We start from the raw sequence: 14,337 nt of genomic DNA on the forward strand, positions 1-14,337 counted from the left end.
GAGAGCATGCCCAAAAATATGTCACCAATCTGTCCCGTTTGCGGACAAGAAAATGATGCCGCAAATCGCTATTGTTCCTTTTGCGGTACTCGGTTTAATTCATCCTTGCCATCGATGGATCTTTTTCAGGCTCAAACAGTGCAAGCCCCAGCCCCAGAGCAAATGGTCTTCTCTGGCAATGGGCAAGATTTACCCAGTTTGACCAATCATCCTTTTTGGGGCGCAATTCCTGTGCTTGGATTGCTGACGGTTCTGCCCCTGGGACTTTTTATCTTCGGCATGGCCATTGATGCCAACGATTGGCCCTATGCGGCCCTACTGGTTTTTCTGCTATTTTTATTCACATTGCTAATTTTTCTTGGACAGCTTTGGGGCAATGTATCCCAGGCGAGGGAATTTATCCTTAGTGAGCGGCCATTGATCCTTTGGCGTTATAGCCCCGATGAATGGCAACAGCTTCGACAGGCTCAATTCAGTGAATCCGCCGAGGATATGCAAGAAATGGCCGGCTGTGCAGTCCCCTTTTTTGCTGGGGTGGGAACTTTGCTCGGTACTGTCCTTGGTTCTGTGGAAGGCTTTGTGGGGGCCGTGCCAGGGGCGGCGATCGGTGCCATGGCCGGATACATTTTTGGCAAAATATTGGTTCCCATAGCCACTGGTTTGAACCAATCTACCAACCGGGAATTGTATCGAACCGATTTGCCTGTTTGGGTGGTGCTAGCTCCAGGGGAAATTTATTATAACCGTCAATATTTTCGAGCTGATACCATTGGCGATCGCCTTGAAGGGATTACCCTAGATGAAGGTGCTCTGACCTGGTTGCGTATCGAAACCTTCGCCCCCCGGGGTAGCATCACAGCTAGTTTTGACGGCAACATTTTAGTCCCCCATCGTATGTTAGCAACCGTTAAAGCAGTTTTACCGCAATTGCAGCAATTCATCTCCGGGGAAGATTAGGATTTGACCCCCAAAACAAAGCCACAATTGCCACAGAACTTCGCTCCGGCGGTAGGAGTATGGCCACATTGGGGACAGATTTGGGGTTTTGGCGGTTCCATTACCGCAACGGACGTACCGCAATGGGTACAGAATTTATCTCCTTCCTGTAAAGATTGATGACAAGCTTGGCAATAGTTGGGGGTTGAGGCTCCAGGCAAAGGCTCGAGAGATGAAGATGTAGTCTGTGTTCCTAATGATTGAGAATAAGAATCTATTTGTGGTTTTCCTACAGGAGTAAAAATCTCATCTAAAAGCTCATAGGCTTTATCAAGGCTAATACTGACTACAGAGACTAAACCATTGGGAGAAGGATCAATATCAAAAAACCATAATGAGTTTTCGGCACGAATTAACAAAGCCCCTTGCCTACCAAGTAGATTTGTTTCATTATACCCAAGAAGATCGATGGCCAGTATACAAAGACGTCGATGTAAAGATGAAATGAGAAATAGCCCACTTTCTGTCCAAGCTATTTTGTCGCCATCACTTTCAATTAATTGACGTTGAGTCAATCTTTTGATTGTATTTAAAAAAGTGCTTTGGTCAATTGTTTGTAGTTCTTGAGGAAGGAAATGAATAATTGACCAAAATAAATAGCGCTGATCTTCATACTCTGTTACGTTGTCATAAGCCTGCAGTAAATCCTCAATTGAAATTGACAAGGGAACTGGTTGATGCAGGATCAATGAAGCGTACTGAATACGACTATATATATCAACTAAAGCAACCAATACAGAAAACTCAGTGAGAGTACACTGAAACGAAACATCCGTCTCCCATATGGGTGATCCAGGCTCAATATAAGCGAAGAGTGAGTTAACGAGAACATCACGCCCCTCAACGGGTTGAATTTTGTAATCTTGGCCGTCATTGACTGGGGCAATAAATAACCAAGGGGCATCATCCTCAATTTTTCCTGTCAATGCCCAAGTCCGCAGTTGACTTATCTGATGGTAATAAATGCGAATATCAGCTAATAACAATGGATTGGCAAGAAAAGAAATCCAGTTGATGATTTCTTGATCTAATGGGGATGAAGAATTGATCCACTGATCAACACTTGTGTCGTCTTGATTTATATTTTCTTCAGTCTCTACAAATACCTTGCCAAGGATACTTAAAGGTAGACGAAAATGTGATATTAAAAGATTTATAGATTTTCTTGGTATAAGTAATGATTCTTTTTTTTTAATAAAATCAATCATAATTTATAGCTCCCAATAAATAGGTTAAATCCGTAAAAACAACAAAGAGCTCAAGTCAATCGCCCAGCTTGAAGATCAACAAGTATTCTATTTTTCATTGCTGCAATTTGTTCTGGTTTTAAGATTTTATCTCCTGCCGAATAAATAACAATATCTTGCGCAACAATATCATTTGGAGATTTATTTTTAGGGTAGGTGAACAAAGTTTCTTTTTTGCCAATTTTGTCCCAAGCTCCTGCCTCATTAAAGTTAATTTCAGCATGGTTACCATTGGGTCGGTACTTACAAACATTTATTTGCTCTTTACGACTAAGCTCCTCCATTGAAGTCATAGCAACATCATCATGACCACCTTGACCTTCAACTGGTCTGCCTTCTAACTGTGGTTTAACTTTGTTCTTGATTGCATTGTATTCAGCCTCAGTTATTTTGTTTGCTTTTTTTAAATTGCTAGCAATCTCTAAACGTTGCTCAGGACTCAAATTTTCTGTTTCATTGAGAATTTTATTGACTACATTCTGCCGAATTTGATATTTCGGAATAGTTGAGTTAGTTTGCTGGGGCGTAGTTGCTGTTTTAGTAGGGGTTTGCTGAGGGGGAGGCGTTGATTTAGCTGGAGTTTGCTGGGGCGTGGTTGCTGTTTTAGTAGGGGTTTGCTGAGGGGGAGGCGTTGATTTAGCTGGAGTTCGCTGGGGCGTAGTTGCTGTTTTAGTAGGGGTTTGCTTGGGCGTGATTATTGATTTAGCCGGAGTTCGCTGGGGCGTGATTGTTGGTTTAGTGGGAGCTTGTTGAGGAGGATGAGCCAGCTTACCAGAAATAATTGGTTTTATAGCTCTTATGGTTCGATTCAAAATTTCCCCCATATACAATGATGTGGCGGCGGTTTCCATTGCTCTACGACTTCCTTCTATGATGCTGTCTCCTCCTTGAGCCACATATTCTTTGGAGCTAATAATTGCCTGAGTTGGAATCAAAATAGCTTCTGAAGCTCCACCTGTTAAGTAAGCAGCGCCAATTCTACCGGCCAGTCTTAACCAAGAAAATTGTCCGTCTTCTCCCCTAACAGTGGCAAGCTGTTTTGTTGTTTCCATCGCCGCATCAACTGTAGAGTCAAACCAAATATCAGGTTGTGGTATTTGATTGGCAGTGAGTATTCGACCAGAAATTTTATCTGAATAAAGTTTTCCCAAAGCCTGTAATTTTTGCCTATCAATTGGATCACCAGAGGCAATTTGCTCTCCTAATCGAGATAGTTGTGCCATAACGTCTCCTGGTTGTCCAGGATTCATCAAATCTCCTAATCCCATTTTTCCTTCGAATATATCCTTTTCCATCTGGCTGATTCTATTGAGTAGGTGTTGTCGTTCTTCATAGTCAGCTTTAATCGCCTGCAATGCTTGACTTTGAGCATCTTGGCCCGTTGTTTCTAGGTATTCGTTGCGGCGACGCCAATCTTCAGTTTGCTGATGGGTGCTCAGATTATTTTGATGCCAAGCATTGATTTCATTTGGGTCAATTAATCCTCCGGTGAGGATGTTGATGTAGCCTCCCTTTTCGGGATCATAGACAAGGGTGGTGTGCCGTCCATCGGGATAGGTATATTCAATGTCTTGGGGAAACGTTGTTGCACCAGGAGTGGTGGAAATAACACCAGAGCTTGCCATGGAAGCTGAGGGAATTTGTAAACCCCCTAAAATCCATCCGAGCCAAATTGCCAAACCAGCTAAACCACTATTTAAAATAGCTTGGTCAGTTCCTCCACATTGAATCCAAGTTTGCAGGCTCTGACCACATTCAGCCCAACCGCCGTCATCGGCCCAGACCGGTTCCATTTGCCCTAATGTCAAACTCCCCGCAGTGAAGATAATAAATAGGGAGAGAGCAGAAGTTGTTGACCGCTTTCCGCTAAAGAATTGCCACAACGTAACGGCGATCGCCGCGATGAAGAATAGTCGCAGTAGGGAGGGAGCCAGCCAGAGAAGGAGAGCCGCTAGGCCAAAACCCACAGCCATACCAGAGAGAAGTTGTTGGCACTGGTCAGAGGTCAGAGGGTGGAGAGATTTACCCTTGCGGATCAGTTTTTGGGCATCTTGCCAACTAAGTTTGAGCACTAAGCGGAGAAAGTGAGTGGATTCCTGGAGTGCCACTAGGGTAAATAACAGAATCTGGAGACTGACCAGAAGATTGCCAAACAACAAAGCAAATACCAACGCCCCGGAAAAGCCCAACCATAGAATAGGAGCTTTGAACTGGCTACTCTGTTGGCAAAAACTGACGACTGTAGCAGGGAAAGACGTGATCGCTTTAAGATATTGCCCCAGGGTACCGTGTATTAATTGGGACAATAGTATTCCCGTGAAAATCCAGAATAAACTACCTGCAATCACCTCACCGCCTAATACTAAAACGGAATCGAACCAGGGATTGGTACCAGTGAGATTAAACCCGTCATTGACGACAACGAGTAGAAAAAGATGAAGCAGCCAAACAATAACAATGAGAAAAATTCCTAAAACTATTTGCTTGGGAATTCCTTTGAGTACCGAACCGGCGAGCCAGCCGAGGAGTTGTCCCAAGTTTTGGGGTTCTTTCATTTGTTGGGTTAATGCTGTTCCTGGCGGTGAATCGGTTGCTTCTTTAGGTGGATTCTTGCGTTCCCAAGCTTGGCCATTCCAACAGAGCCACATACCACCGGGATGTTCAATGTGCCACCAGTTCCCCTGGGCATCCTGCACCCGAAGACGGTCTAACCAAGCAGTAAATTCTGTTGCTGAAATATGACGCTCATGCAACTGCTGACACCAATCATAATACATTTGCTCGGCTTCGACAAAGTCCATGGTTACTTGTCTCCTAATTTCAGCAGTTGTTCAGCAGGAATATAGTTAACGCCGTCCTTGGTACCAATCCAAAAGTTGCCCGCCTGATCTTCCAGCATGACTTTTACCTCTTGGTTGGCTAACCCATCTGCTTCCGTCAGGGTTAACCAGTTTTCTCCTGCTAAACGAGCTAGGCCGTCATTTTCTGAGCCGAGCCAAAGCACCCCTTGGCGGTCTTGGTAAATGGAGCGTACTTTGGCCCCGGCCAATCCGTTTGCCGCTGTTAAGGTTTTTCGGACTACCCAGCCAGAGTTATTGGCTTCCAGTTGGGCCGCTCCGCCTCGGTCAAAGAAACCAGTTCCGACCCAAACCTTATTGCTGTCCTTGATCCAGAGGCTCGTAATATTATTATGGGGCAGTCCATTGCTGGTAGAGAATTTTTGACAGGTTTTCTTAAGACAATAATTGAGGCCACCCCGGGGAGCCACAGAGGAACCGAACCACATCCCCCCCTGAGAGTCTTGGGCAATGAGATTAATCATTAAATCTGGTAAACCATCAGCCATTCCTAACCAACGCCATCCCGCTTTTTCTTTCACCGCCGCCCCCTGCCAAGTGCCAATCCACAACTGCCCCTGGCGATCGAGATAGAGGGTATTGATGGGTTCACGGAAGCGGGAATCATCCGATTGATAAGCTTGGCAACGTTGACCGTCGTAATAGCTCAGTCCTTTGTTATGGGCAATCCAGAGCCAGTTTTGTCGATCAAGAACTAAAGCCTGGACAAAATTAACCGGGGGATCGCAGGTGATGGTTTTAACAATTTCTCGCTTTTGGATATCAATACCCACCACGCCATCTTTTCCCCCAGACCAAAGTATTTGATTCTGTAAAACCAGAGCTGACACTTCGTGGGGGGGACGAATTATTTGCCAACCAGGGCGTCTTTTGGATTGGAAATTGCGCCGCATTAAACCCAATAACTCCACAGAGAGGATCACAAAAATGCCCAATAGCAACAGAAAACGCCATGGTTTCATTTTCACAAAGCCTCCTGGGCTCAGGGATTGGAATGGGGGACTAATTGACCGTCCCGGAGAAGCTGAATATCCGAGGTTAGAAATTGGGCTTCAGCTAAATCATGGGTGACGTAGAGGGTACAAGCCTGGGTGAAGTCTAAGTAATCCTGAAGATAGGTTAGTAGCTCTTCTTTTAAACCTTGATCAAGGTTGGAAAGGGGTTCATCCAACAGTAAAAAAGGCGGCCGGGGAGCTAGGGTACGGGCAAAGGCTACCCGTTTAGCTTCTCCTCCCGATAGTTGGTGGGGATAGCGATCTATCAGGGGGGCAATAGCTAATCGTGCTAACAATGGCTCAATGCGTTCTTGTTGCTCTGTTTTGCTAAGGTGGGCGAGGCCAAAAGCGATGTTTTGCTGGACAGTGAGATGGGGCCAGAGAGCCGGAGATTGAAAAACAAAACCAATACCCCTTTGGTGGGGCGGTAGATAATGCTGGGGACAACTAACCTGGCGATCGCCAAGGTAAATTTCTCCTCCATCCAGGCGATCGAGACCAGCAATCAGTCGCAGGAGGGTGGTTTTACCGCTACCGGAACGGCCAAGAATGGCAGTTTTTCCCCCTGGAGGAATAGTTAGACATAGTTGCCGTAACACCGCCACGGAACCATAGGTTTTGCTCACCTGTTCAACTCTGATCATACTTTTTCCCCCGGCTCAGCAAAGATGAACCCATCAGCAGAACGATGGATAGGAATCCCCCGACAATGGCCGCTCCCCCCACCATGAACAAACAAAGAAGGGCCACTTCCCCGGAAGCACCGTAGTGTAGATAGTTATAAATCCGCAGGGTCAAGGTGGAATAGCCGGGAGGAATAACAATCAATGTTGCTCCCAACTCCCCCGCACTGAAGGCAAAGACGACCCCAGCAGCAGCCAACAGACCAGGAAGTAAAAGGGGAAAACGCAGATAAAGCCAAATACGCCAACGGGGCCCGGGCACTAAAAAAGTACTGTCCCAGAGGCCAGGGTCTAATTGTCGTTGTTGGGCAAAAAGTATCAGGGCGGCCATGGGGGTAAAGCGGGCTAGGTGGGCAAGGATAGGCATGGCCAGGCCGCCGTAAAAAGGATTACCCCAAGGGGCATACCCCAGGGCAATTAAGCCTACCCCCACCAGGGGCGCAGGTAAAACTAGGGCACCAATGAGTAGTGTCCACACAAACCATTGCCAAGGACTTTCCCTTTGTAATGAGACATTGATGACCAGGGCCAAAGGCAGGGAAAGAATGGCTGTTGAACTGGCTAATCCGAGGGTGACCCCCGCTTCTGGTAAGGCTGACTCCAGGATGCTGAGGGGATATCCTCCCTCTTGGAAATTGATCAACGCCAAACTGCCGACGGGGACAATGATCTGGAACAGGCCTAAACCCATGGCGATCGCCTGGAAGGCCAGTAACCACCGGGGCCATTGCCAGGGAATTTGCCAAGCTGGGCATTGGATGCGTTTTTGTAGAGTTTGTTGTAGGGGAGTTTGGAGAGAAATAATTCCTAGGGCAGATATTAGGAGCAGGGGAATGGCAAGGAAAAAAGCCCGTATTGGTTCGTTGCTGGCGCTGTATTCAGCAAAAATTTCCAGGGCGTAGGAACTGACGCCAAACAGGGAGGGGATGCTGTAGTCAGTGAGGCTCAATAAAAATAGCAATGCACCACTGGCCCAAAAACTAGGCATGGCTAAGGGCAGCACCACTTTCTGCAAAACCTGTTCATCCTGGGCTAGTAACCGAGCGGCTTCTATGGTGTCTAAGGGGACAGCTAGAAAACCAATCAGGGTCAGACCCACCGCCAGAGGTAACCAAGCCATTAATTCAATGCCAGCACCCCCCCACCAAGGGGGCAGAATATCCCCATTAATACCCACCAGGGTTAGAGTTTTTCCCAATACTGTCCCTAACTTAGACCAGGCCAAGGCATGGATATAGGGCGGTATGAATAATAAGGGCAATAGACACCAGCGCCAACGTCTGACGGCCTGGTATTGCCAACCTAAACAAGCAATCATAGCCCCCACTACGGTGCCGGCGATCGCCACGACTGCGGCCAATTTAACGCTTTGCCAAAGCAGATGTCCCCGTCGCCCCCAGGGTAATGCTAGCGCCAACCAATCCAGGTGACCTGCCATTATGCCCATGAAAGCCCCAATGACCAGGGCCAACAGTGGGCTAAAAATAACCAGGGCCGAAACCACCAACCCCAATTTTTCCCAGTACCCCCCAAAGCTAGTTGGCGATCGCATCAGCGCACAAAAATAGTTTGTAAATCACGCTTAGAAGTCTCCAACTGTTCAAATACCTGGGTAGGATTGACTGCCATCGGTTTGACCACGAAATTTTCCAGGCAGGTGGAAACTGGAGAACTGGAATGGAGGGGTAACTGACTCCCCCCAAGTTGAATTAATTCAGCTTCCGTACTGGGAGCGATTAAAAAATCCACCAGAGCTTGGCCCGCTTCCGGGTGGGGAGCGTTGGCAATTAATGCCACAGAGCCAGTCAACACAAAGGCTCCCATTTGTCCTGGCCCTTGATCGGGGAAAATTATCTCCACTGGTTCTCCCTTGGCCACTGCGCTACAAGCATCATCGGTATCCGTCAGCCCGATCGCCAATTGACCGTTAACAACCAAATCCCTAACCACCGAATTACCGTCCACCACCCCCACTCCCTTTTCCTGGAGAGAACGATAAAATTGCTCGGCCTGGGCATTTCCCCAATGGGCATAGAGAGCCGCGGCATGGGTTGCGGAGGTACCAAAAATGGGATAAGCAATGCCCACAGGTTGGCCTCCAGTGGCCAGGGACACCAGATCGGTTAATGATTGGGGATATTGATTTTCCGCTAGCTTTTCGGTGTTAGCCAGTAAAATCCTCGCTCGTCCCCCAACTCCGTACCAATAACCTTGGGGATCTCGATATTGGGCTGGCAACTGTTCACCACTGGCGGAGGTATAGGGCACAAGTACATTTTGTTGTTTAAGCATTAGGGTTTGCACAAACTCCCCACTCCAAAAGACATCCGCCTGGGGACGATTTTTTTCCAGTAACAGACGATTGGCCAGCCCTGTGGTTTTAGTTGCTTCCACGTCATAAACCGGCAATACCTTGATGCCAGTTGCCTGAGAAAACTTTTCTAAAATTGGTTCCGCATAAATGCGATCAACGGAGACGTAGACCACTACTTCCCGAGGAGATGTTCGATCACAGCCATTAACGGCGATCGCCAGTAAAGAAATTAGAGTGAGTAGCCATTGTTTCCTCGTTGATAAAAGCATAATCAAAACAATTTCCTTTAACGGTTCTGCTAGGTTAAGTAGATAAGCCTAGAGTGATGGGTATTTGATGAGAATCAGAAAGTTTCCAGCAGCTTTTTTACTGTGTCTTTAGCTTCTTTTAGCCCACAACCAGTTAGGGAACGGCAGACTTTGATCGCTTCAATTTTCTTGCCTTGCCTTAGCAGTACCATGATTTGTTCTTTTTCACTGGCAGATAATTGCTGAATAATTTCCTTGGTATAGGTAATATCTCGAGGAGCAGTGGGTGTTCCTGTCTGAAGGAAAATTACTAGTAGAAATATCACTACTAACGCTACCAATATCAAAATTATAGTCATGCCCATTTCTTTTTTTTGTTTATTAAGTTAGTTAAAAAATGTGCTATTGCTCACGTTCTAGGAGTTTGTTGGAAAACTCAAAATCAAACGATTTATCTCCCTAAACCTCTCTTAAAAAGAGTGATTTTTCAATTATTTTCCCCTTGTGAATGAGGGCAGAGGGAATTTCAACTCCAAAACACAGCTTTCCAAACAAGATCTAGGGTAAAGTCAATTCTACTTTAACCGTGCCAGCCCGCTCAGCCTGGGCAGTAATGGTTAACTTTTCTCCGGGGTTACCCCTAATTACCCAAATCAAGTGACGGCGATAATCAATGCCATTGGCTAAGGAAGATTTCGCTTTGTTGGAACGCCCTTCCAAGTGAGGTAATTCCTGGTGAATTTTGCCGGTGATTAAAGTGACGCTATCTGTTTTTTTCAAAGTAACTTGAATGGGGCGCACCGCCTTCCTTTCTAGGGCTTTTTGACTGGTGTAGGTGGGCAAGAAACCCTGATTTTCCCATTGCACTGTGATTTGGTAAATATTTTCTCCTTGGGCAGTAATTTCGGCTTTAGCCACTGCCAAACGGGGAGCCATGAGGGCATGGGTAATGGCAAAGCGAAACTGTTGCTCACAGAGTTCGGGTAAAAACTGAGCTGGAGCATTTTGCCACATGGTTTTAAAACTCCAACCGCCAATTTCCACCTTGCCTAGTTGGGGATGGTCAAAGGGTTGCCAATGGACAAAACCCTCGCCGCTCAACGCTTGGTCATTCCATTGCATCAGTTTGTAATCGTCTTCTGGGGGATGCCAACGGAACCATTCAATTAAATCTTCTTTTTCAATGCCGGCCGCAGTGGGAGCGTCCCAAAGTTCCACTGTAAAACCAAACCAACCGTAGTGGTCATAGGCATAATCATCCATCACCCCGTAGATGACTTCCTTGGGATGGTAGCGAAAATCGTGGTAAGCGGAAATGCAATTGTAACCAGTCAATTCTTTGCCTTTTTGCCCAAGAATTTTGTACACCTCTAGGTCTTCTACGGGTAAATTTTCATCTGCTTGGGAAGCGTAGGGGCGCAGAATCACCGCTGAATAGGTGTGGTAGCTAATAAAACCGTTAATATTGCGATGCTGTTGCCAAAATTCTGCCTCTGCTCTGGTTTCCGGTTCAGAAAAGGGGAAATCTCCGGCACCCTGTTGTTGTCCTTCTGGGGCCCATTGGTGGGGATAGTTGCGGTTAAAATCTAGTCCTTCCTGGGTGGGGGCGAGGTCAAATTCGTAGCCGTCATAGTTACGGACCAGACCCTCTGGCAACAAAGTGTAATATTCACCACCAAATTCCTCTGGCGATCGCCCGATCATTACCCTGGGATCTTGATCAGAAATTTTCCAGGCACCGCAGGGATCGAGAAGGCGCATTTGTAAAATTAAACCGTCACCGTTGACATCCTCAGGGTAAAGACCATCTCTTTCTTCGGGGTAGGGATAGGGTCGCACACTGGAGCGCAATAGGTAGGGGGTGGTTAAATATTTCTCCGCTCCATCCATGGCTAGCCGGGGCAGGACGTAAACGGTGTAGTGGTCGAGTAAATGGGTAATTTGGGCATCTTCCCCATACTTGGTCATCAGTTGATGCAGGCAATACAAGGCCACGGCCGATCCTGTTACTTCCCCAGCGTGGGTGTTGGCATCGATCCAGTAACCAGGTTTATTGCGATAATCCCCCGTAGCTTGATTGGTGGCGATCGCCACCCAAATGTCCCGGCCGGCATAGCTTTGGCCAATGGTTTGCACCGTTAGCAGGGAACCATAGCTAGTTTGTAGTTGTTGTAAAAACTGGTCTATTTCCTGGTAGGTGAAATAGTGACTGAAATCAAAGGGAGAAACGGTCATGGAGGACGCAACGAATCACAAAGGGTGAATAACGATGGGGATTGGCGTAAACTCAGATCCCAAAGTCGTACATCATCAATCTATACCTAAACCTAATGCCATGGCGATCGCCAATTACAGAGCCATTACAACCAAACAATGGCAAACATGGGTAGAAGCTGCCCGTCTTCAGGCCCTCAACGGTAAGTTACCCCAATACATTCCTCAGTTGAGCTTGGTCGATCCAGGTAATTTTGCCCTAGACATTGGCGACCAAAACGGCATTATTTACGAAGCAGGAGATACAGACTTAACGTTTAGTTTGATGAGTGTGGTCAAACCCTTTCTGTGGCTTTACATACTCCATCACCGGGGTTGGCAGTGGGCCGAGCAAAAAGTTGGCGATCGCCCTTCCCATTTACCTTTTAATTCCGTGGAGCAATTGGAGCAGGATGGGGGTTATCCCCGCAACACCATGGTCAACAGTGGCGCCATCTGCCTAGCGGGTCATATTCCGGGGGCAACGATAGAGCAACGGTGTGAAAATTTTCTCACTTGGTTAAACCACACCGCCCAATGTCAACTCTGGCTTGATCAGGAACTATTGGCTTCAGTCCATTCCCTACCCAATCCCCGCAATCTGGCGATCGCCCATTTGTTGGCAGCAAAAGGTTATGTGGAAGATGCGACCCTGGCTCTAGAAACCTATAACCAACTTTGTTGTTTGAGTGGTTGCCTCAAGGATTTATTCAAGCTAGGCCTAATGTTGCAATGTCCCCAGCCGCCGTTACAACCGGACACCACTGCCAGGGTCAAAGCCACCATGGCCAAAGCAGGACTGTATGAAATGTCAGAAGCGTTTTTTCGGCGCACCGGCTTTATTTGCAAATCGGGGGTCAGTGGCCTAATTTTGGCTTGTTTGCCGGCCCCGTCACCGACCATTTTTGCCTGCTATAGTCCGCCTTTGAATGAAGAAGGAAACCCTGTGGCTCCCCTGGCACTATTAGAGTTTTTGGCAGAGTTCACCTCTAGAAATTAAAGAAACAGTCATGTCTGATTTAGCCTTGTTTGATATTGGAAACGTTATAATTTGGCTAATTAAAACAATAATAATTTGCCAAACAAATGCTCGTGAGGTTTTAAATGGTTACAACTTTTAGCAAACCATCTTCTCTAGTTCATGAAATTCATCTAGAAAAGGTCGGTAGCTGGAATTTATTCAAGTTTAATGAATCCTTACAATTACGAATGGAAGATCTTTTACAAAAGAAAAAATCCGACAAAATTACCATCGAAGAAATTGCTGAATTGGATGCTATTGGTGAATTAGACCGTATTTTTACACACATTAACGCAATGCTAGCAGCCCAAGATGCCAATCAGTGAAGATCTCAAACAAGCTATTCGGCAACGGGCAAGATATATCTGTGAATATTGTCATTCCCCAGAACGATTGAGTGCAAACAGATTCACCATTGATCATGTAATTCCGAAATCTTTAGGTGGTTCTGACGCATTTAATAACCTTGCCCTTGCTTGTCGTCGTTGTAACGAGAGGCGCTACAACTTTGTCGCCAGTATAGATCCACAAACTAAGACTATTGTTGCCATTTTTAACCCCCGCCAACAGAATTGGGCAGAACATTTCATTTGGACAAATAGAGGGATAATAATACAAGGAACCACGACAACCGGTCGTGCGACGTGTATCCGACTTGATTTAAATGATACCCGTTATCCAGAGGAAGATTCTATCCAGGAAACACGACGATTTTGGTTGAAAACGGGACTGCATCCCCCCATAGATGATCCTTGCAAAAATTGAATCAATTCGGTGATTTTCTTAACCATTTGAACTTCTCAATGGAATTTGATAAAAATCAATGAAGATGACTTGAAATTAAATGAAAATTGGTGTTGTTGGTTTGGGTTTAATTGGGGCTTCCTTGGCGGGAGACTTGCGTCGTCGGGGCCATTATTTGATTGGGGTTTCTCGGCAACAAAGCACCTGTGAAAAAGCAGTGGAAAGACAATTGGTGGATGAAGCGGGTCAAGATTTATCTCTTCTCCAAACAGCAAAAATAATTTTTCTTTGTACTCCTATACAATTAATTTTGCCTACCCTAGAGAAGCTTATTCCCCATCTATCGCCCACAGCCATTGTCACTGATGTGGCCTCTGTAAAAACGGCGATCGCCGAGCCGGCCAGTCAACTTTGGTCTGGGTTCATTGGTGGTCACCCCATGGCCGGCACAGCGGCCCAGGGCATCGACGGGGCGGAAGAAAATTTATTTGTCAACGCTCCCTATGTGCTCACTCCCACCGAATATACTGACCCAGAGCAATTGGCTTGTTTACGTTCAGTGTTGGAACCCCTGGGGGTAAAAATTTACCTCTGCACTCCCGCAGACCATGACCAAGCAGTAGCCTGGATTTCCCATTTACCTGTAATGGTGAGTGCTGCTTTAATCCAAGCCTGTGCCGGTGAAAAAGATGGGGATATTCTCAAACTAGCCCAAAATTTGGCCAGTTCGGGTTTTCGGGATACCAGTCGGGTGGGAGGCGGCAACCCGGAGTTGGGCACCATGATGGCCACCTATAACCAACGGGCTTTGCTAAAAAGTTTGCAAGACTATCGTCAGCACCTGGATCAGCTAATTACCCTAATTAGTAACCAACAATGGCCTGAACTCCATCGTCTTTTACAACAAACCAACGGCGATCGGGACAAGTATGTTGAATAAACCAATGGCGATCGCCTGGAGAATAAATTTAGGAGACT

13 protein-coding genes are annotated in these 14,337 nt (G+C 46.5%); 5 read left to right on the plus strand and 8 right to left on the minus strand.

Annotation, left to right across the window (positions count from 1 at the left end):
• The first annotated feature begins 6 nt into the window (after positions 1-6).
• Positions 7-957 carry a DUF6861 domain-containing protein gene (locus SYNPCCP_RS07165; RefSeq protein ID WP_010872585.1) on the plus strand — a complete coding sequence of 317 codons (951 nt, stop codon included), beginning with the start codon at positions 7-9 and terminating at the stop codon, positions 955-957.
• Here the strand turns inward: SYNPCCP_RS07165 and SYNPCCP_RS07170 are convergent.
• From SYNPCCP_RS07170 to SYNPCCP_RS07205, 8 genes are all read right to left on the minus strand, one after another.
• The gene (locus tag SYNPCCP_RS07170) at positions 954-2,204 is read right to left on the minus strand and encodes a zinc ribbon domain-containing protein (RefSeq protein ID WP_010872586.1); all 1,251 of its coding nucleotides are present in this window, start codon (positions 2,202-2,204) and stop codon (positions 954-956) included. The genes SYNPCCP_RS07165 and SYNPCCP_RS07170 overlap by 4 nt on opposite strands.
• Before the next feature lie 50 nt (positions 2,205-2,254).
• Entirely contained in the window at positions 2,255-4,780 is a 2,526-nt protein-coding gene (locus SYNPCCP_RS07175) for a hypothetical protein (RefSeq protein WP_231848058.1), read from the minus strand.
• Positions 4,781-5,046: 266 nt separating this feature from the next.
• The gene (locus SYNPCCP_RS07180; RefSeq protein WP_020861735.1) at positions 5,047-6,063 is read right to left on the minus strand and encodes a two-component regulator propeller domain-containing protein; all 1,017 of its coding nucleotides are present in this window, start codon (positions 6,061-6,063) and stop codon (positions 5,047-5,049) included.
• Between the two features lie 20 nt (positions 6,064-6,083).
• A complete protein-coding gene (locus SYNPCCP_RS07185) occupies positions 6,084-6,740 on the minus strand; it encodes an ABC transporter ATP-binding protein (RefSeq protein ID WP_010872589.1) in 657 nt (218 codons plus the stop codon).
• Positions 6,727-8,331: an iron ABC transporter permease gene (locus SYNPCCP_RS07190; protein ID WP_010872590.1), complete on the minus strand. Its 1,605-nt coding sequence runs from the start codon at positions 8,329-8,331 to the stop codon at positions 6,727-6,729. The genes SYNPCCP_RS07185 and SYNPCCP_RS07190 overlap by 14 nt, the downstream gene beginning before the upstream one ends.
• Positions 8,331-9,362, minus strand: coding sequence for an extracellular solute-binding protein (locus SYNPCCP_RS07195; RefSeq protein ID WP_010872591.1), 1,032 nt, complete (start codon positions 9,360-9,362; stop codon positions 8,331-8,333). The genes SYNPCCP_RS07190 and SYNPCCP_RS07195 overlap by 1 nt, the downstream gene beginning before the upstream one ends.
• Positions 9,363-9,436: 74 nt before the next feature.
• Complete coding sequence (locus tag SYNPCCP_RS07200; RefSeq protein ID WP_223211362.1) at positions 9,437-9,667, minus strand: ribosomal protein L7/L12; 231 nt, start codon at positions 9,665-9,667, stop codon at positions 9,437-9,439.
• Positions 9,668-9,899: 232 nt separating this feature from the next.
• Positions 9,900-11,576 (minus strand): M14 family metallopeptidase, encoded by a 1,677-nt coding sequence (locus tag SYNPCCP_RS07205; RefSeq protein ID WP_010872593.1) that lies wholly within the window; start codon positions 11,574-11,576, stop codon positions 9,900-9,902.
• A gap of 34 nt (positions 11,577-11,610) precedes the next feature.
• On the opposite strand from SYNPCCP_RS07205, the gene SYNPCCP_RS07210 reads away from it, so the two are divergent.
• The 4 genes from SYNPCCP_RS07210 (at position 11,611) to SYNPCCP_RS07225 (ending at position 14,299) form a co-directional block, all read left to right on the plus strand.
• A complete protein-coding gene (locus SYNPCCP_RS07210) occupies positions 11,611-12,594 on the plus strand; it encodes a glutaminase (protein WP_010872594.1) in 984 nt (327 codons plus the stop codon).
• Between the two features lie 104 nt (positions 12,595-12,698).
• Complete coding sequence (locus SYNPCCP_RS07215; RefSeq protein ID WP_010872595.1) at positions 12,699-12,941, plus strand: hypothetical protein; 243 nt, start codon at positions 12,699-12,701, stop codon at positions 12,939-12,941.
• The gene (locus tag SYNPCCP_RS16805; RefSeq protein ID WP_010872596.1) at positions 12,928-13,380 is read left to right on the plus strand and encodes an HNH endonuclease; all 453 of its coding nucleotides are present in this window, start codon (positions 12,928-12,930) and stop codon (positions 13,378-13,380) included. The genes SYNPCCP_RS07215 and SYNPCCP_RS16805 overlap by 14 nt, the downstream gene beginning before the upstream one ends.
• A gap of 79 nt (positions 13,381-13,459) precedes the next feature.
• Entirely contained in the window at positions 13,460-14,299 is an 840-nt protein-coding gene (locus SYNPCCP_RS07225; RefSeq protein WP_010872597.1) for a prephenate/arogenate dehydrogenase, read from the plus strand.
• The last annotated feature ends 38 nt before the right edge of the window (positions 14,300-14,337 follow it).

Origin of the sequence: Synechocystis sp. PCC 6803 substr. PCC-P, assembly GCF_000284455.1 — a bacterium.
In the GTDB taxonomy this organism is placed as follows: domain Bacteria; phylum Cyanobacteriota; class Cyanobacteriia; order Cyanobacteriales; family Microcystaceae; genus Synechocystis.

Excerpts from the sequence above, each read along its gene's own strand:
- SYNPCCP_RS07205 (WP_010872593.1), bottom strand. The coding sequence starts at position 11,576 with ATGACCGTTTCTCCCTTTGATTTCAGTCACTATTTCACCTACCAGGAA.
- SYNPCCP_RS07185 (WP_010872589.1), bottom strand. The coding sequence starts at position 6,740 with ATGATCAGAGTTGAACAGGTGAGCAAAACCTATGGTTCCGTGGCGGTG.
- SYNPCCP_RS07195 (WP_010872591.1), bottom strand. The coding sequence starts at position 9,362 with ATGCTTTTATCAACGAGGAAACAATGGCTACTCACTCTAATTTCTTTA.
- SYNPCCP_RS07170 (WP_010872586.1), bottom strand. The coding sequence starts at position 2,204 with ATGATTGATTTTATTAAAAAAAAAGAATCATTACTTATACCAAGAAAA.
- SYNPCCP_RS07165 (WP_010872585.1), top strand. The coding sequence starts at position 7 with ATGCCCAAAAATATGTCACCAATCTGTCCCGTTTGCGGACAAGAAAAT.
- SYNPCCP_RS07190 (WP_010872590.1), bottom strand. The coding sequence starts at position 8,331 with ATGCGATCGCCAACTAGCTTTGGGGGGTACTGGGAAAAATTGGGGTTG.
- SYNPCCP_RS07210 (WP_010872594.1), top strand. The coding sequence starts at position 11,611 with ATGGGGATTGGCGTAAACTCAGATCCCAAAGTCGTACATCATCAATCT.
- SYNPCCP_RS07180 (WP_020861735.1), bottom strand. The coding sequence starts at position 6,063 with ATGAAACCATGGCGTTTTCTGTTGCTATTGGGCATTTTTGTGATCCTC.
- SYNPCCP_RS16805 (WP_010872596.1), top strand. The coding sequence starts at position 12,928 with ATGCCAATCAGTGAAGATCTCAAACAAGCTATTCGGCAACGGGCAAGA.
- SYNPCCP_RS07225 (WP_010872597.1), top strand. The coding sequence starts at position 13,460 with ATGAAAATTGGTGTTGTTGGTTTGGGTTTAATTGGGGCTTCCTTGGCG.
- SYNPCCP_RS07215 (WP_010872595.1), top strand. The coding sequence starts at position 12,699 with ATGGTTACAACTTTTAGCAAACCATCTTCTCTAGTTCATGAAATTCAT.